Source organism: Streptomyces aurantiacus (genome assembly GCF_001418335.1).
Classification (GTDB): Bacteria; Actinomycetota; Actinomycetes; order Streptomycetales; family Streptomycetaceae; genus Streptomyces; species Streptomyces aurantiacus.
The window spans coordinates 1-15,583 of the sequence record NZ_LIPP01000300.1 but is presented as its reverse complement, the minus strand read 5'-3'; the positions used below and the strand labels follow the sequence as shown (position 1 = coordinate 15,583).

At 70.8% G+C, this 15,583-nt stretch carries 15 protein-coding genes and 2 pseudogenes; 7 read left to right on the top strand and 10 right to left on the bottom strand.

Annotation, left to right across the window (positions count from 1 at the left end; translation table 11 throughout):
• Window positions 1-1,136: pseudogene (locus AOK01_RS32045) on the top strand (tetratricopeptide repeat protein); the annotation flags it as partial.
• Window positions 1,137-1,326: 190 nt separating this feature from the next.
• Here the strand turns inward: AOK01_RS32045 and AOK01_RS32040 are convergent.
• The gene (locus tag AOK01_RS32040) at window positions 1,327-3,063 is read right to left on the bottom strand and encodes a DAK2 domain-containing protein (RefSeq protein ID WP_055517845.1); all 1,737 of its coding nucleotides are present in this window, start codon (window positions 3,061-3,063) and stop codon (window positions 1,327-1,329) included.
• Between the two features lie 272 nt (window positions 3,064-3,335).
• On the opposite strand from AOK01_RS32040, the gene rpmB reads away from it, so the two are divergent.
• Window positions 3,336-3,521, top strand: coding sequence for a 50S ribosomal protein L28 (gene rpmB / locus AOK01_RS32035; protein WP_055517842.1), 186 nt, complete (start codon window positions 3,336-3,338; stop codon window positions 3,519-3,521).
• A 110-nt stretch (window positions 3,522-3,631) separates the two neighbouring features.
• Here rpmB and thiD read toward each other — a convergent pair whose 3' ends face one another.
• Window positions 3,632-4,540, bottom strand: a complete 909-nt coding sequence (thiD, locus tag AOK01_RS32030; RefSeq protein ID WP_245702508.1) for a bifunctional hydroxymethylpyrimidine kinase/phosphomethylpyrimidine kinase — start codon at window positions 4,538-4,540, stop codon at window positions 3,632-3,634.
• Window positions 4,537-5,502, bottom strand: a complete 966-nt coding sequence (locus tag AOK01_RS32025; RefSeq protein WP_055517840.1) for a thiamine-phosphate kinase — start codon at window positions 5,500-5,502, stop codon at window positions 4,537-4,539. Before AOK01_RS32025 ends, thiD begins: the two co-directional genes overlap by 4 nt.
• 252 nt (window positions 5,503-5,754) lie before the next feature.
• Between AOK01_RS32025 and AOK01_RS32020 the strand changes: the two genes are divergently transcribed.
• Both AOK01_RS32020 and AOK01_RS32015 read left to right on the top strand, forming a co-directional pair.
• The gene (locus tag AOK01_RS32020; protein WP_055517838.1) at window positions 5,755-5,988 is read left to right on the top strand and encodes an Lrp/AsnC ligand binding domain-containing protein; all 234 of its coding nucleotides are present in this window, start codon (window positions 5,755-5,757) and stop codon (window positions 5,986-5,988) included.
• 20 nt (window positions 5,989-6,008) lie between these two features.
• The gene (locus tag AOK01_RS32015; protein ID WP_055517836.1) at window positions 6,009-6,518 is read left to right on the top strand and encodes a DUF3515 domain-containing protein; all 510 of its coding nucleotides are present in this window, start codon (window positions 6,009-6,011) and stop codon (window positions 6,516-6,518) included.
• Window positions 6,519-6,696: 178 nt separating this feature from the next.
• On the opposite strand, the gene AOK01_RS32010 is transcribed toward AOK01_RS32015, so the two are convergent.
• The 3 genes and pseudogenes from AOK01_RS32010 to AOK01_RS32000 form a co-directional block, all read right to left on the bottom strand.
• A complete protein-coding gene (locus AOK01_RS32010) occupies window positions 6,697-7,854 on the bottom strand; it encodes a D-alanine--D-alanine ligase family protein (RefSeq protein WP_055517834.1) in 1,158 nt (385 codons plus the stop codon).
• Window positions 7,855-7,988: 134 nt separating this feature from the next.
• A complete protein-coding gene (locus AOK01_RS32005) occupies window positions 7,989-9,008 on the bottom strand; it encodes an NAD(P)H-dependent glycerol-3-phosphate dehydrogenase (protein ID WP_079103930.1) in 1,020 nt (339 codons plus the stop codon).
• Window positions 9,009-9,241: 233 nt separating this feature from the next.
• Window positions 9,242-9,985 (bottom strand): annotated as a pseudogene (locus tag AOK01_RS32000) (lysophospholipid acyltransferase family protein); the annotation flags it as partial.
• Between the two features lie 144 nt (window positions 9,986-10,129).
• Between AOK01_RS32000 and cofC the strand changes: the two are divergent.
• Window positions 10,130-10,762: a 2-phospho-L-lactate guanylyltransferase gene (cofC, locus tag AOK01_RS31995; protein ID WP_055517831.1), complete on the top strand. Its 633-nt coding sequence runs from the start codon at window positions 10,130-10,132 to the stop codon at window positions 10,760-10,762.
• A gap of 50 nt (window positions 10,763-10,812) precedes the next feature.
• Window positions 10,813-11,034, top strand: a complete 222-nt coding sequence (locus AOK01_RS31990; RefSeq protein ID WP_055517829.1) for a hypothetical protein — start codon at window positions 10,813-10,815, stop codon at window positions 11,032-11,034.
• Between the two features lie 81 nt (window positions 11,035-11,115).
• Here AOK01_RS31990 and AOK01_RS31985 read toward each other — a convergent pair whose 3' ends face one another.
• From AOK01_RS31985 to leuC, 4 genes are all read right to left on the bottom strand, one after another.
• Window positions 11,116-11,772 carry an HU family DNA-binding protein gene (locus tag AOK01_RS31985; RefSeq protein ID WP_055517827.1) on the bottom strand — a complete coding sequence of 219 codons (657 nt, stop codon included), beginning with the start codon at window positions 11,770-11,772 and terminating at the stop codon, window positions 11,116-11,118.
• A gap of 138 nt (window positions 11,773-11,910) precedes the next feature.
• Window positions 11,911-12,141, bottom strand: coding sequence for an SCO5555 family protein (locus AOK01_RS31980; protein WP_055517826.1), 231 nt, complete (start codon window positions 12,139-12,141; stop codon window positions 11,911-11,913).
• Between the two features lie 267 nt (window positions 12,142-12,408).
• The gene (gene leuD, locus AOK01_RS31975) at window positions 12,409-13,002 is read right to left on the bottom strand and encodes a 3-isopropylmalate dehydratase small subunit (RefSeq protein WP_055517824.1); all 594 of its coding nucleotides are present in this window, start codon (window positions 13,000-13,002) and stop codon (window positions 12,409-12,411) included.
• Between the two features lie 5 nt (window positions 13,003-13,007).
• Window positions 13,008-14,438 (bottom strand): 3-isopropylmalate dehydratase large subunit, encoded by a 1,431-nt coding sequence (gene leuC / locus AOK01_RS31970; RefSeq protein ID WP_055517821.1) that lies wholly within the window; start codon window positions 14,436-14,438, stop codon window positions 13,008-13,010.
• Window positions 14,439-14,692: 254 nt separating this feature from the next.
• On the opposite strand from leuC, the gene ndgR reads away from it, so the two are divergent.
• Window positions 14,693-15,409 carry an IclR family transcriptional regulator NdgR gene (ndgR, locus tag AOK01_RS31965; protein ID WP_055517819.1) on the top strand — a complete coding sequence of 239 codons (717 nt, stop codon included), beginning with the start codon at window positions 14,693-14,695 and terminating at the stop codon, window positions 15,407-15,409.
• The last annotated feature ends 174 nt before the right edge of the window (window positions 15,410-15,583 follow it).

The window sequence follows — 15,583 nt, the reverse complement described above, 5'->3', positions numbered from 1 at the left end:
GCCTCGCGCGCCACCTGGGCGACGCCGAGACGGCCGAGCGGGCGGCCAGGGCCGCGCTGGAGCACGGGGCGCCCTTCGTGGAGGCGACCGGCCATGCGCAGCTGCATCTCCAGCTGGCCGAAATACTCGGTGCCACCGGGCGGTTCGGGCCTGCCGCTGACCACGCCCTGGAGGCGTCGCACTGGGCCGACGAGGGCGGCGAGAGCGCCACGCTGGGCGCCTGGGCACGGCATCAGCTGGGCGGCTTCCTGCTGCGTCAGGAGCGGTGGTCGGAGGCCGCGGAGGTCCTGGAGTCGGCGCTGTCGGAACTGAGCGCGCGGACCCACGGCGACGGGGCGGTCGTGCAGACCCGGTGGTGGCTCGGCGACTGTCTCACCGAGCTCGGCGAGCACCGCGGGGCCGCCGAACACTGGCTCCGGGCCGCCGACATCGCCCGGCAGTGGCCCGAGCAGCAGGACCACGCCACGCTCGCCCACCTCGCCGCCGACGCCCTCGGCCAGGCGGGGCTGCTCCCCGAGGCGGAGCGGGCCTACGAGCGCGCCGGCGAGCTGTGGGGGACCCTCGGCAACGACCACGGTCTTATCCGCTCGCTGCGGGCCCGCGCGTGGCTCGCGGTGCGCGTACGGGACGAGCGGGACGAGGAGGACGGGGAGGAGCCGGAGGACACGGGGCTCGCGGGGCTCGACGCGGCACGGGAGTTGATGAGCAGGGCGGTCCGCGCCTGCGAGGCCGCCGTGCCCGAGGACGACGAGGCACGCGGCCGGCTCATGTCCGAACTCGCCCACACGCATCGGCAGTTCGGTGACCTGGTCGCCCGTTCCGTGCCCGCCGACGCCGAGGACGACACGATCAGCGCCCTGTTCGAGGAGGCGCTGGCCCACCTCGCACTGGCCGTCTCCGGCTTCCTGTCGCTCGGCGAGGACGCGCTCCACAGCCGCACGGGTGCGCAGCTCGCCGCGGGCTGGCTGGAGGCCGACCTGGAACACCCGGACCGGGCGGCGGCACGCGCGCGTGCGGTACTTGCCGCGTATGCCGACACCGACGAGGGCGGCTCCGGCTCCGGCTCCGACGAGACGGTGGTCTCTCGTCGTGCCGAGGCGGAGCGGTTGTTGCGAGCTGCCGAGTCGGGCTCGTAGGCGCTCCCGCCGGGGATCGGCCGTTTCGAGCGGCCGTTCCTCGGCTGCGGGTCCGCTGTGGCTGGGCGCGCAGTTCCCCGCGCCCCTGATGGGGCCGGGCCAGTTCGCGCGCGTGTCCCCCACCCCTTACGGGGCGCGGATGCCGTCCATCTGATCCGACGCGGCCCTGACGGGGCGCCGGAGCCGTTGGTTACTCCACGCCGATCAGGAGCAGCGCTCCCTGGCGGCCTCCCCGGTACACCACCGTGTCCACGGCCAGGTACGACTCCCGGACGCGGGCTTCCAGGTGGCTCGCGATCGTGTCGGGGGCCTCGTCGCCCAGGACCAGGGTGACCATCTCGCCGCCCGCCGCGAGCATCCGGTCCAGGACCGTCTCGGCGGTGGCCGTGACGTCCGAGCCGATCACGGCCACGTCGCCCTCGATGAGGCCGAGGATGTCGCCGGCCTGGCAGATGCCGGCCATGGTCCAGGACTGCCGCTCCGCGACCTCCACCTCGGCGTACCGGGTCGCGCCCGCGGCCGAGGTCATCGCCACCACGTCCTCGTCGAAGCGCCTCTCGGGCTCGTGCACGGCGAGCGCCGCTATCCCCTGCACCGCGGAGCGCGTGGGGATCAGCGCCACCCTCACACCCTCGGTACGGGCCTGCTCCACCGCCGCGGCCGCGGTGTGCCGCAGCTCGGCGTCGTTCGGCAGCAGCACCACTTCGAGCGCGTGGGCCCGCCGTACCGCCTCGACGAGTTCCCCGCTCGCCGGCGGCTCCCCGGGACGCGCCAGGACGGTGGTGGCCCCGGCCTCCGCGTAGAGCCGCGCGAGACCTTCCCCGGGGACGACGGCCACGACCGCCCGCTGTGCCCTCTCCCGCAGCGGCCGGACGGTCGAGCCCGTCGTGTGCGCGTCGGCCGGCCCGAAGTGGGTGATCCGGATGCGGTGGGGGCGGCCGGCCTCGACCCCCGCCTCCACGGCCGCGCCGGCGTCGTCGACGTGCACATGGACGTTCCACAGTCCGTCCCCGCCCACCACGACGAGCGAGTCCCCGAGCGCGTCGAGCCGGTCGCGCAGCCGCGCCACGGCCGTGTCGGCCGCCTCCAGGAGGTAGATCACCTCGAACTCGGGACCGCTCTCCTCCGGGGCCCCGGCGCCCGCGGCGCACTCCCCCGCGGAAAGTGTCGACAGGTCCGGGTCGGGCTCCACGCGCGCGTGGGGCGCGAGTACCGGCACCGCCCACGCCACGGGAGCCTCGCCCGTGAACGTCTCCACCAGCGCCGCCAGCACGGCCACGAGCCCGCGTCCGCCCGCGTCGACCACTCCGGCCCGCTCCAGTACCGCCAGCTGCCCAGGGGTCCGCGCGAGCGCCGCCCGCGCACCCTCGTACGCGGTCCGGGCGACCGCCGCACAGTCCGCCTCCGGGCCCGAGGCGTCGGCGTCGGCAGCGTCGGCGGCGGCCGAGGCGACCGTGAGGACCGTCCCCTCGACCGGGTGCGCGACGGCCTCCCTGGCCGCGTCGGCCGCGCGCCGCAGGGCGAGCCGCAGCCCCTGCCCGTCGGCGTGCGCGGTGCCGCTGTCGGCGGCGAGCACCTGGGCCATGCCCCTCAGGAGCTGCGCCAGAATCGTTCCGGAGTTCCCCCTCGCCCCGATGAGCGCGCCGTGCGCCATGGCCCGCACCGCGTCGGCGAGCGTGGGCCGCCGCTCGGCCTCCGGATCACGGGGAAAGGTGCCGGGTCCGACGGCGTGCGCCGCGAAGACCGCCTCGACCGCCGCCGCCGCCGACTCGACGGTCAGGTAGAGATTGGTGCCGGTGTCCCCGTCCGCGACGGGGTAGACATTGATCGCGTCGATCTCCTCGCGCGCGCGGCCGAGGGCCTCCAGCGCGAGCCCGCACCAGGCGCGTACCGCGGATGCGTCCAATGTCTGCGGCACCTGCGGCACCTGCGCCCCCTTGAGCAGCCGAATGTCCGACGCAGCGTAGCCCCAGGGCGGGTCCGTGCCATGGCCTGCGCCAGGTCTCCGCCGGAAGAGGGCCGGGACGGGCCTCCGCGCCGGACATGGTAGTTTCGTTGTACGGACGCAGTCGTTGTATGCTGCTCCGGTTGCCCGATCTCATCGGGCCTTTCCCCTGGCAGCGCCACTCAGATCCTACGATCCTGATCCCGGCATGCCGGGATCAACCGTAAGAGCATCTGAAGTCTTTGGAGTGACCCGTGGCTGCCAACTGCGACGTCTGTGGCAAGGGGCCGAGCTTCGGCAACAGCATCTCGCACTCTCACCGCCGTACGTCCCGTCGCTGGAACCCGAACATCCAGCGCGTCCGTACCGTGGTCGGCGGGACGCCGAAGCGCCTGAACGCTTGCACCTCGTGCATCAAGGCCGGCAAGGTCTCGCGCTGACGTTCTGCTAGCGCGCGGCCACTGCTGGTTCGCTGCTCAAAGCCGGTCCACCTCTCGGTGGATCGGCTTTTTGCTGTACTCGGACCGCCTACGCGCTGCACTCGGGCCGCCTACGCGGGATCCGTGCCGTCCGCGTCGTGACCGTCGCGGCCGTCGTTCGCTCCGGGACCATGGTCCGCCCTGAACCGCCACCCGTGATCCACCGGCCCGATCCCCTCCCCGAGCGCGAACCCGGCCGCGATCGCCCCGGTGACGTACTCCTTCGCCGCCGTGACCGCGTCCGGCACCGTCTGCCCCTTCGCGAGCCCCGAGGCGATCGCGCTGGCCAGCGTGCACCCCGTGCCGTGAGTGTGCCGGTTGTCGAACCGGGGCGCGCGCAGCCAGACCTCGTCGGAGCCGTCGGTGAGGAAGTCCACGGCGTCCCCGCTCAGGTGGCCGCCCTTGATCAGCGCCCAGGCCGGCCCGTACGACAGCACGGCCGCCGCCGCACGCCGCATCCCGTCCGCCGACTCGACCCGTACGCCCGTCAGTTGGGCCACCTCGTCGAGGTTCGGCGTCGCCACCGTGGCCACCGGGAGCAGCTTCGTCCGTACGGAGTCCAGCGCGGACGAGGCGAGCAGGGGGTCTCCGTGCTTGGAGACACCGACCGGGTCCACGACGACGGGCGCGTGCGTGCCGCCGATCAACTCGGCGACGGCCTCGACGAGTTCGGCGGACGCGAGCATGCCGGTCTTGACCGCCTGGACGCCGATGTCGTCGACCACACTGCGGTACTGGGCGCGCACCGCCTCCACCGGCAGCTCCCAGGCGCCCTGTACGCCGAGGGAGTTCTGCGCGGTGACGGCGGTGAGCACGCTCATGCCGTGCACGCCGAGCGCGAGCATGGTCTTCAGGTCGGCCTGGATCCCGGCCCCGCCACCGGAGTCGGAACCCGCGACCGTCAGTACCCGGGGCGGGGCGACACGGGGCGCGGTGACACTGGACGGGGAGAACGGGGGGACACGGGGCGCGGTGCTCATGACTCGATGTCCCCGAAGTGGTCCCAGCCGCCCTTGCTCGTCCACGGCGCCCCGTCGACGGTGACCTGGGGCAGCGCCGACGGGTTGAGGACCTCGCCTATCACCTTCCAGCGGGCGGGCAGTTTCACGTCCGACGGGAAGGTCGCGACGATCGCGTGGTCCTCGCCGCCGGTGAGCACCCACTGGATCGGGTCGACGCCGACGGCCTGCCCGATGTCGTTCATCTGCGTGGGGATGTCGACGGCGCCGGAGCGGATGTCGATGCGCACCTTGCTGGCCTCGGCGATGTGCCCGAGGTCGGCGATCAGCCCGTCGCTGACGTCCGTCATGGAGGTCGCGCCGAGCCCGGCGGCCGCGGGGCCCGCGTGGTACGGCGGCTCCGGGCGCCGGTGGGCCTCGACGAAGGCGCGCGGCGAGCGGAAGCCGCGGGAGAGCACGGCGTGCCCGGCCGCGGACCAGCCCAGCCAGCCCGTCACGGCGACCACGTCGCCGGGCCGGGCGCCGGCCCGGGTCACCGGCTCGTGGTTGCGCAGATCGCCGAGCGCGGTGATGGCCACGGTGATGGTGTCGCCGCGTACGACGTCTCCGCCGACCACCGCTGCGCCCGCGACCTGGCACTCGTCGCGCAGGCCGTCCATCAGCTCGGAGGGCCAGGTGGCGGGCAGTTCGGCCGGGACGACCAGGCCCAGCAGCAGCGCGGTCGGCACGGCGCCCATGGCGGCGATGTCCGCGAGGTTCTGCGCGGCAGCCTTGCGCCCGACGTCGTACGCCGTGGACCAGTCGCGCCGGAAGTGCCGCCCCTCCAGGAGGATGTCGGTGCTCGCCACGACCCTGCGGTCCGGGGCGGCCACCACGGCCGCGTCGTCGCCCGGCCCGACGCGTACCGCCGGGGTGGTGGTGAGCCGGGAGGTGAGCTCCTTGATGAGCCCGAACTCCCCCAACTCACCCACGGTTCCCTTCACCGAGTCTCACCTGTTCCCTTCGTGACCTTCATGACCTTCATGACCTTCACGTGCTTCTGTTCCTGTTGCTGCTTCCGCCCGGTCGCGGGCCGCCTGCGGCCTCGGTACGGTCGAGTGGACCGTCAACCTGTGCGGTTCGTGCACCATGGCGCGCAAGCCCCCGCCCCCGCGGGTCTCCCCCTGGCGTGCGGCGACGCGATACCGTGGCGTTCCTTTTCCCCACATGATCCTCGTGGCCGCCCTGGAGGTTCCGTGGTACAGGCGTACATCCTGATCCAGACGGAGGTCGGCAAAGCGTCGACCGTCGCCGACACGATCAGCAAGATTTCGGGGGTGATACAGGCCGAGGACGTCACAGGGCCGTACGACGTGATCGTGCGGGCCCAAGCCGACACAGTGGACGAACTCGGCCGCATGGTGGTCGCGAAAGTCCAGCAAGTGGACGGCATCACTCGTACCCTGACCTGCCCGGTCGTGCACCTGTAGCCCCCGTCTACGCTGGGCCGGTGGACCTCTTCCGTCACCGGCGTGCTTCTTCGATCGGGCTGCCCGCCCTCGTTCTGCTGATCGCCGCCACTGGCTGCTCCTCAGCAGACGACGGCGCCCCGACCTCGGTTCCCCGTCCGGGCACGAAAGCCACCAAGCTGTGTCAGAAACTGGACACGTCGTTGCCACGGAAGGTGGACGGTCTCGATCGGAAGGATCCCGAGCCCCGGTCAGCACTGACCGCGGGCTGGGGAAGCCCGGCGATCATACTGCGCTGCGGGGTGCCGCGGCCCGCGAAGATGGTCGATCCCAAGGTGGCCGACGGCAACGATCCCGACGCGATCGGCGGCGGGGTGAACGGCGTCGGGTGGCTGATGGAGAAGCGGGACGACGGGTCGACCCGCTTCACCTCCGCGCAGCGGCTGGCGTACGTCGAGGTGACGGTGCCCTCCGGGCGGGACACGTCCTCGGTACTCGTCGATCTGGCCGGAGCGATCAAGAAGACGATCCCGACAGGGATCGCAGACTGAGATCGCTGTGGTCGTTTGTCGGGTGCGGGCCGGTCGTGGCTGGTCGCGCCGTTCCCCGCGCCCCTTAAAAGATTGCGCCGTTCCCCGCGCCCCCAAAAGACAAAAGATTGCGCCGTTCTCCGCGCCCCCAGAAGACAAAAGACTGCGCCGTTCCCCGCGCCCCTTGTGGGGCGTCGGCTCAGCGCAGGCCCGTCTGCCTGCGCAGGGCCGCCTGGATCAGGCGGTCCACCAGTTCCGGGTAGGGCACTCCCGTGGCTTCCCACATCTTGGGGTACATGGAGATGGGCGTGAAGCCGGGCATCGTGTTGATCTCGTTGATCACGAACTCGCCGTCCTCCGTGAGGAAGAAGTCCGCGCGGACCAGACCCTCGCAGGACGCGGCCTCGAAGGCGTCGACGGCGAGGCGCCGCACCTCGGCGGTCTGCTCGGGGGTCAGCGGGGCGGGCACGATGCCGGGCGTCGAGTCGATGTACTTCGCCTCGAAGTCGTAGTACGCGTGCGACTGCACCGGCGGGATCTCGGCCGGCAGGGAGGCCCGGGGCCCGTCCTCGAACTCCAGGACCCCGCACTCGATCTCGCGACCGCGCAGCAACGCCTCCACCAGGAACTTCGGGTCGTGGTGCCGGGCCGCCGCGATCGCCTCGTCGAGGCCGGACAGGTCCTCGACCTTGGTGATGCCGATCGAGGACCCAGCGCGCGCGGGCTTCACGAAGAGCGGCCAGCCGTGCTCCCCCGCGAAGTCGACGATCTTCTTGCGGGCCGCCGGCTCGTCCTGCTCCCAGTCACGGGGCCGGATCACCACGTACGGGCCGACCGGCAGCCCGAAGGAGGTGAACACCCGCTTCATGTACTCCTTGTCCTGGCCGACGGCCGAGGCGAGCACACCGGAACCGACGTACGGGACACCGGAGAGCTCCAGCAGGCCCTGAAGGGTGCCGTCCTCGCCGTACGGGCCGTGCAGCATCGGGAAGACGACGTCGACCTCGCCGAGCGCCTTGGGAACCGAACCCGGCTCGCTGTAGACCACTTCGCGGTTGCCGGGGTCGACGGGCAGGATCACGCCGCCCTCGTCCGACTCCGCGAGCTGTTCGACGTTCGGCTGGCGTCGGTCGACGATCGCCATGCGCTCCGGCTCGTCCGCGGTGAGCGCCCAGCGGCCGTCCTGTGTGATGCCGATCGGCAGTACGTCGTATTTCGTACGGTCGATGGCGCTCAGGACCGCGCCGGCGGTGACCACGGAGATTCCGTGTTCGGAGCTGCGGCCGCCGAACACGACGGCCACGCGCGGCTTGCGGAGCTGCTGCTCGGTGTTCTGGGGGAGGTTGTCGGTGCTCATATCGGGTTGAGAGTACCCGTTGGCAGTGCGCCGAGTCAGCGTCCGTGGGGTCCGGTCGCTCAGCGTCGCCCGGACGGTCGCTCAGCGTCGACCGGACACGTCTCGGTGCCGACCGGATGCCGTTCGCACACGTCTCAGTGCCGTTCGGACTTGGCGCTGCGCGACATCAGTTCCTTGAGGGCCACGACCGGCGGCTTGCCCTCGTGGACGATGCCGACGACGGTCTCCGTGATGGGCATGTCGACTCCGTGCCGGCGCGCCAAGTCCAGTACGGACTCACAGGACTTGACGCCCTCGGCGGTCTGCTTGGTGACCGCGATGGTCTCCTGGAGGGTCATGCCCCTGCCGAGGTTCGTGCCGAAGGTGTGGTTGCGCGAGAGCGGCGAGGAGCAGGTCGCCACGAGGTCGCCCAGGCCCGCGAGCCCGGAGAACGTCAGCGGGTCGGCGCCCATCGAGAGCCCCAGCCGGGTCGTCTCCGCCAGACCGCGGGTGATGAGGGAACCCTTGGCGTTGTCGCCGAGTTTCATGCCGTCCACGATGCCGACCGCGAGCCCGATGACGTTCTTGACGGCGCCGCCGAGCTCGCAGCCCACCACGTCGGTGTTGGTGTACGGACGGAAGTAGGGCGCGTGGCAGGCGGCCTGGAGGCGCTGGGCCACCTTTTCGTCGCTGCACGCGACCACGGCGGCGGCCGGCATGCGGGCGGCGATCTCACGGGCCAGGTTGGGCCCGGTGACCACGGCGACCCGGTCGGCGCCGACCTTCGCGACGTCCTCGATCACCTCGCTCATCCGCATCGCGGAGCCGAGTTCGACACCCTTCATGAGGGAGACGAGCACCGTGCCGGGCGCGAGCAGCGGCGCCCATTGCGCCAGGTTCTCGCGCAGCGTCTGCGAGGGCACGGCGAGCACCGTGAAGTCGGCGTCGTGGGCGGCCTCGGCGGCGTCCGTGGTGGCCCGCAGGTTCGCCGGGAGCTCGACGCCCGGCAGGTAATCGGGGTTCGTACGCGTGGAGTTGACCGCTTCGACGGGTTCGGCCCGCCGTCCCCACAGCGTCACGTCGCACCCGGCGTCGGCGAGCACCATGCCGAAGGCCGTGCCCCACGATCCGGTCCCGAAGACGGTCGCCTTGACGGGCCTGCCGGATGTCGTCACTTGCCGTGCCTCTTTTCGTGCTCTGCCTCGGTCATTTCCCGCACGGCCCCTGCCTGCACGGTCTTTTCCTGCTCGTCCCGCACAGGCTTTTCCCGCACATCCTGCGCGGTCTTTTCCTGCCCGTTCTGTTCGTTCTGCTCGTTCTGTTCGTTCTGTTCGTTCCGCCCGTCCCGCTCATTCCGAGATTCCTGGTCGTCCCGGAACTCCAGCTCGTCCTGGACTTCTCGCTCGTCCTGGGCTTCGGGCTCCCGCGTCCTGCGCCGCTGTTCTCTGCGCACCCGGCGCGGGTCGTACCGCGTGGCCGGCGCCTTCTCGCCGCGGATCAGCTCCAGCTGCGTGGTGATCGCGGCCATGATGACCTCGGTCGCCTCCCGCAGGAGCTCGGCGGTCATCTCCTTGTCGTAGAAGCGCGAGAGGTCCACGGGCGGGCCCGCGAGCACATGGTGCGTCTTGCGCGGAAGGAGGTCGGGTCTCTTGGCGTACGGGGCCAGCAGGTGGTTGGCGCCCCACTGGGCCACCGGAATCACCGGGCACCTGGTCTGCAGCGCGACCCGCGCGGCCCCCGTCTTGCCGGTCATCGGCCAGAGGCCGGGGTCACGGGTGAGGGTGGCCTCGGGATAGAAGGCGACGCACTCCCCCTGCTCCACGGCCTCGATCGCGGCCCGGTAGGCGCTGAGCGCGTCGGAACTCTCGCGGTACACCGGGATCTGCCCGGTCCCCCGCATGGCCGCCCCCACGAAACCCGACTTGAAAAGCCCGCTCTTGGCGAGAAAACGCGGAACCCGGCCGGTGTTGTACTGAAAGTGCCCGTACGCGAACGGGTCCACGTGTGAATTGTGGTTCACCGCGGTGATAAATCCGCCCTCAGCAGGAATGTTCTCGATTCCACGCCAGTCCCGCTTGATCAGAACCACCAGCGGCGGTTTGCACAGGACCGCTGCGAAGCGGTACCAGAAGCCGATTCTGCGGCGGGACACGCGAACACCTTCCTCTTGGGCCTGGGGGGCCGCCCAAGTGTCGCCCCGGGCCGCCCGTCTGTCGAGAACACCGTACGCCCCGCCCTCGGGCCGGATCCGGTCTCCGGGTGACAATGGGCGCGACAAGCAAGGGACGGAACGCTCGTGCAGTGGATCTTGGTCGTACCCCTCAAAGCCCTGTCTCGGGCGAAGAGCAGGCTCTCGGACACCGCGGCCGACGGCCTGCGCCCGGGGCTGGCCCTCGCCTTCGCGCAGGACACGGTGACGGCGGCACTGGCCTGCCCGGGAGTGGCGGATGTGGCAGTAGTCACGGGCGATGCGCTGGCCGGGCGCGAGTTGGCCGCCCTGGGAGCCCGGATCGTCCCGGACGAGCCCGAGGGCGGCCTGAACGCCGCCCTGCGGCACGCGGCGACGACCGTACGCACCAGAAACCCGCGCACTCCGCTGGCGGCCCTGAACGCCGATCTGCCCGCTCTGCGCCCGCTGGAATTGGCCCGCGTGCTCACCGCGGCCGCCGAATTCCCTCGCGCTTTCCTCACAGATGCCGCCGGATTCGGCACCACTCTGCTGGCCGCGGCCCCGGACCGTGAATTGCTTCCCGCTTTCGGCACGGATTCCCGCGCCCGCCATCGCGCCTCGGGTGCCGCGGAACTTCTCCTGACCGCGGTGGATTCCGTACGCCAGGACGTGGATACGGGCGCGGACCTGCGCGCGGCGCTGGCGCTGGGAGTGGGCCCCCGCACGGCGTCGGCCGTCGAACGCCTCAAAGCCGCCTGAGCCGCCCGAGCCGTCTCCGGGTCGACCGAGGCACCGCATACCCTTCCCCCATGCAGGCGACCGCGTACACATACGACCCCGACACCCGCACCGGCCAAGTGCTGCTGGACGACGGGACCCCGGTGCCCTTCGACGCCCCGGCGTTCGACAGGGGCGGCCTCAGACTGCTCCGTCCGGGGCAGCGCGTACGGATCGAGGTGGAGGGCACGGCCGGGAGCGAGGGCGAGAAGGACGGCCGCCGCATCACCCTGGTGACCCTGCAAACGTTCTGACCTTCGACTTCCCCGAAAAACGCCGCGGGCCGGGCTCCCACGGAGGAGCCCGGCCCGGCGCGTTGTGCCCTGCGCCCCTGTCTACCTGCGGGCGGTGGCCTTCTTGGCGGTGGTCGTGCGTGCCGCCGACTTCTTGGCCGGGGCCTTCTTGGCCGCCGCCTTCTTCGCGGGGGCCTTCTTCGCCGCCGCCTTCTTGGCGGTGGTCTTCTTGGCCGTGGTCTTCTTGGCAGCCGCCGAGGTCTTCTTCGCGGTCGCCTTCTTGGCCGTGGCCGTGGTCTTCTTGGCGGCCGGCGTGGTCTTCTTCGCAGCCGCGCCGCGGGCCGTGGTCTTCTTCGCGGCGGCCGTCGCCCTCTTGGCCGTGGTGGCCTTCTTCGCCGCGGCCTTCTTGACCGTGGCCGAGGCGCCGCCGCTCAGGCTGCCCTTGGGCGCCTTCTTGACCGCGACGTCGTTCTTCGGGAGCTTCTTCGAACCGCTCACCAGGTCCTTGAAACCCTGGCCCGCGCGGAAACGCGGCACGGAGGTCTTCTTGACCCGAACACGCTCCCCGGTCTGCGGGTTACGGGCGTAACGGGCCGGACGGTCCACCTTCTCGAAGGAACCGAAGCCGGTGACCGAGACCCGGTCCCCGCCGACCACCGCACGCACGATGGCGTCCAGTACGGCGTCGACCGCGTCCGCGGCCTGCTGACGCCCGCCGACCTTGTCGGCAATCGTTTCTACGAGCTGCGCCTTGTTCACGTCTTCCCCTTCGGAGACATTGCCAGAACGAAAGTGTTCAAGCTTTTTCGCACGTTAGGCAGATATATACCGCAAATCAAACACGAAACGGGCTAATCACCCTTGTGCCGCAACGAACTGGGGCTGTCGCCAAGTTCCTCAGCGTTCCTCTTCGGGGATTCGGCCGTCGTCGAGGTCCGCGGTGAACCGCTCCAGACGCCTTGTCGCATCGGCGAGATCGTGTTTGGCCACGGCCGTAATGACCAGCAGCTTCCGGGTCAGCGCCATTCGTACGCCCTCCGGGACTTGCAGTGCGCGCACTGTTGTGTGCGCTTCCTTGAGTTGGGACGCGACCGCCGCATAGAGCTCGAGTTGGCCGTCGTGTTCCATGCACAGATTGTGCCATCTGGGGCGAGTTGTCGCCTGCGCAGGGGGTAACTGCCACCTCCCGAGGGCCTCCCGCGCACCTGCGCACAAGGATCTGCCGGGACTCGGCTACCCCAGCAAAGGCCCTTGAAACAAGGGTAGTTGAAGCCAATCACAAAGGCCGGAAGGCCCCTTCCGAAGGCGGACACAGAGGTACCCCCAACCGTCCACGATTGGGGGTACAGAGGCCTGTTGTCCTGGCCGGAATCAGCCTTGCGGGTTGGGGCCGGATCAGATCCGAACGGTGCGCGGCTTGTGGGAGGGCCTCTTGGCCTCGTACGCCGAGATGTCCGCCTCGTTCTGCAGGGTGATGGAGATGTCGTCCAGCCCGTTCAGCAGCCGCCAGCGGGCGTTCTCGTCGAGTTCGAAGGCGGCCGTGATGCCCTCGGCACGCACCTCACGGGCCTCCAGGTCGACCGTGACCGGGGCCTGGGGGTCCTTCTCGGTGAGCTCCTGCAGCGCGTCCACGATCTTCTGCTCCAGAACCACCGTGAGCAGGCCGTTCTTGAGAGAGTTGCCGCGGAAGATGTCCGCGAAGCGGGACGAGACGACGGCCTTGAAGCCGTAGTTCTGCAGCGCCCACACGGCGTGCTCGCGCGAGGATCCGGTGCCGAAGTCGGGTCCCGCGACCAGGACCGTGGCGCCCGTGCGCTCGGGCTGGTTGAGGATGAAGGACGGGTCCTTGCGCCAGGCCTCGAACAGCCCGTCCTCGAAGCCGTCCCTGGTCACCTTCTTGAGCCAGTGGGCGGGGATGATCTGGTCGGTGTCGACGTTGCTGCGGCGCAGCGGCACCGCCCGGCCGGTGTGCGTGGTGAATGCTTCCATGGTTCTCAGACTCCAGCGGGCGTACGGACGTCGGCGTCGGACAGGTCGGCGGGGGAGGCCAGATGGCCCAGGACCGCGGTGGCCGCGGCGACCTGCGGCGACACCAGGTGCGTACGGCCGCCCTTGCCCTGCCTGCCCTCGAAGTTGCGGTTGGAGGTGGACGCGGAGCGCTCGCCGGGGGCCAGCTGGTCGGGGTTCATGCCCAGACACATCGAGCAGCCCGCGTGCCGCCATTCGGCGCCGGCCTCCTTGAAGACCAGGTCCAGGCCCTCGGAGACGGCCTGCAGACCGACGCGCGCGGAGCCGGGGACCACCAGCATCCGTACGCCGTCGGCGACTTTGTGGCCCTCGACGATCGCCGCGGCGGCGCGCAGGTCCTCGATACGGCCGTTGGTGCACGAACCTACGAAGACGGTGTCGACCTTGATGTCGCGCAGCGCCTGTCCGGCGGTCAACCCCATGTATTCCAGGGCCTTTTCGGCGGCGAAGCGCTCCGAAGCGTCTTCGTACGAAGCCGGGTCGGGGACCGTCGCCGAAAGCGGTGCGCCCTGCCCGGGGTTGGTGCCCCAGGTGACGAACGGCGCGAGGGAGGCGGCGTCGATGACGACCTCCGCGTCGAATTCCGCGTCCTCGTCCGACTTGAGGGTCTTCCAGTACGCGACGGCGGCGTCCCAGTCCTCGCCCTGGGGGGCGTGGGCGCGGCCCTCGATGTACGCGAAGGTGGTCTCGTCGGGGGCGATCATGCCCGCGCGGGCGCCGGCCTCGATCGACATGTTGCAGATGGTCATCCGGGCCTCCATCGAGAGCTTCTCGATGGCGGAGCCGCGGTATTCCAGGATGTATCCCTGGCCGCCGCCCGTACCGATCTTCGTGATGACCGCCAGGATCAGGTCCTTGGCCGTGACGTCCTCGGGCAGTTCGCCGTCGATCGTGATGGCCATGGTCCTGGGGCGGGCCAGCGGCAGTGTCTGGGTGGCGAGCACGTGCTCGACCTGGGAGGTGCCGATGCCGAACGCCAGCGCGCCGAAGGCGCCGTGCGTGGAGGTGTGGGAGTCCCCGCACACGACCGTGGTGCCGGGCTGGGTCAGGCCCAGCTGCGGGCCCACGACGTGGACGACGCCCTGCTCGACGTCGCCCAGCGAGTGCAGGCGCACGCCGAAGTCGGCGGCGTTCTTGCGCAGCGTCTCCAACTGGACGCGGGAGACCGGGTCCGCGATGGGCTTGTCGATGTCGAGGGTCGGGGTGTTGTGATCCTCGGTGGCGATGGTGAGGTCGAGCCGGCGCACGGGGCGCCCCGCCTGACGGAGACCGTCGAAGGCCTGGGGGCTGGTCACCTCGTGCAGCAGGTGCAGATCGATGAAGAGAAGGTCGGGCTCGCCCTCCGCGCGCCGGACGACGTGGTCGTCCCAGACCTTCTCCGCGAGTGTCCTACCCATCGCTTTCCCCTTTGTTTGGCTCGTTCGCCTTCGGGGCGCTCCAGCCGGTGTCGAGCGGCCGATCGTGCTCGACCCTGCGGGCCTCCGCGCGTTCGGCCGCTCGACACCGGCGCGCCCCTTCGGCTCACTCGCCGCTGCTGTTCTCGGGCATTGGTCGCCGGGCCCTTGGATACGGGCCGCTGTGTATACCAGGGTGGCGCGTTCCACGGAAAATTGAACTTGCGTTTCACAGAGTGAGACGCGAGTATCGTTGCATGGACAACAGTAGCGGCGTCGGCGTTCTGGACAAGGCAGCCCTTGTCCTGAGCGCACTGGAGTCCGGTCCGGCCACCCTCGCGGGACTGGTCGCGGCGACCGGACTGGCACGGCCCACGGCACATCGCCTCGCCGTGGCACTCGAACATCACCGGATGGTGGCCCGTGACATGCAGGGCCGTTTCATTCTCGGCCCCAGGCTGGCCGAGCTGGCCGCGGCCGCGGGCGAGGACCGCCTCCTCGCGACGGCGGGCCCGGTGCTCACCCACCTCCGCGACCTCACGGGCGAGAGCGCGCAGCTCTACCGCCGCCAGGGCGACATGCGTATCTGTGTCGCCGCCGCGGAGCGCCTGTCGGGTCTCAGGGACACGGTCCCGGTCGGCTCGACGCTGACCATGAAGGCGGGCTCCTCGGCCCAGATCCTGATGGCCTGGGAGGAGCCGGAGCGCCTGCACCGCGGCCTCCAGGGCGCCCGCTTCACGGCGACGGCCCTGTCGGGGGTACGGCGCCGGGGCTGGGCCCAGTCGATCGGCGAGCGTGAGCCGGGCGTCGCGTCCGTCTCGGCGCCGGTGCGCGGGCCCTCGAACCGCGTGGTCGCCGCGGTCTCGGTGTCGGGACCGATCGAGCGTCTGACGCGCCACCCGGGCCGGATGCACGCCCAGGCGGTCATCGACGCGGCCGGCCGCCTGTCCGAGGCACTGCGCCGCACCAGCTGACCCCCACACCGACTCCCCCGGCCGATCGCTTCAACGCCGCAGCGAACGGCCGGAGTTGATGTCCTCACGGTGGCTGCCCCACAACGCCACGGCAGTGCAGTACCGCAGCACGAAAAAAGCCCTCCCCGGTGGGGAAGGGCTTCTTCTGTCTGCGTACCCCCGACCGGATTCGAA

Bases quoted from the DNA above. Each gene is read 5' to 3' on its own strand.
- AOK01_RS31990 (WP_055517829.1), top strand. From the start codon at position 10,813: ATGCAGGCGACCGCGTACACATACGACCCCGACACCCGCACCGGCCAA.
- leuD (WP_055517824.1), bottom strand. From the start codon at position 13,002: ATGGAAGCATTCACCACGCACACCGGCCGGGCGGTGCCGCTGCGCCGC.
- ndgR (WP_055517819.1), top strand. From the start codon at position 14,693: ATGGACAACAGTAGCGGCGTCGGCGTTCTGGACAAGGCAGCCCTTGTC.
- leuC (WP_055517821.1), bottom strand. From the start codon at position 14,438: ATGGGTAGGACACTCGCGGAGAAGGTCTGGGACGACCACGTCGTCCGG.
- thiD (WP_245702508.1), bottom strand. From the start codon at position 4,540: ATGAGCACCGCGCCCCGTGTCCCCCCGTTCTCCCCGTCCAGTGTCACC.
- AOK01_RS32010 (WP_055517834.1), bottom strand. From the start codon at position 7,854: ATGAGCACCGACAACCTCCCCCAGAACACCGAGCAGCAGCTCCGCAAG.
- AOK01_RS31980 (WP_055517826.1), bottom strand. From the start codon at position 12,141: ATGGAACACGACGGCCAACTCGAGCTCTATGCGGCGGTCGCGTCCCAA.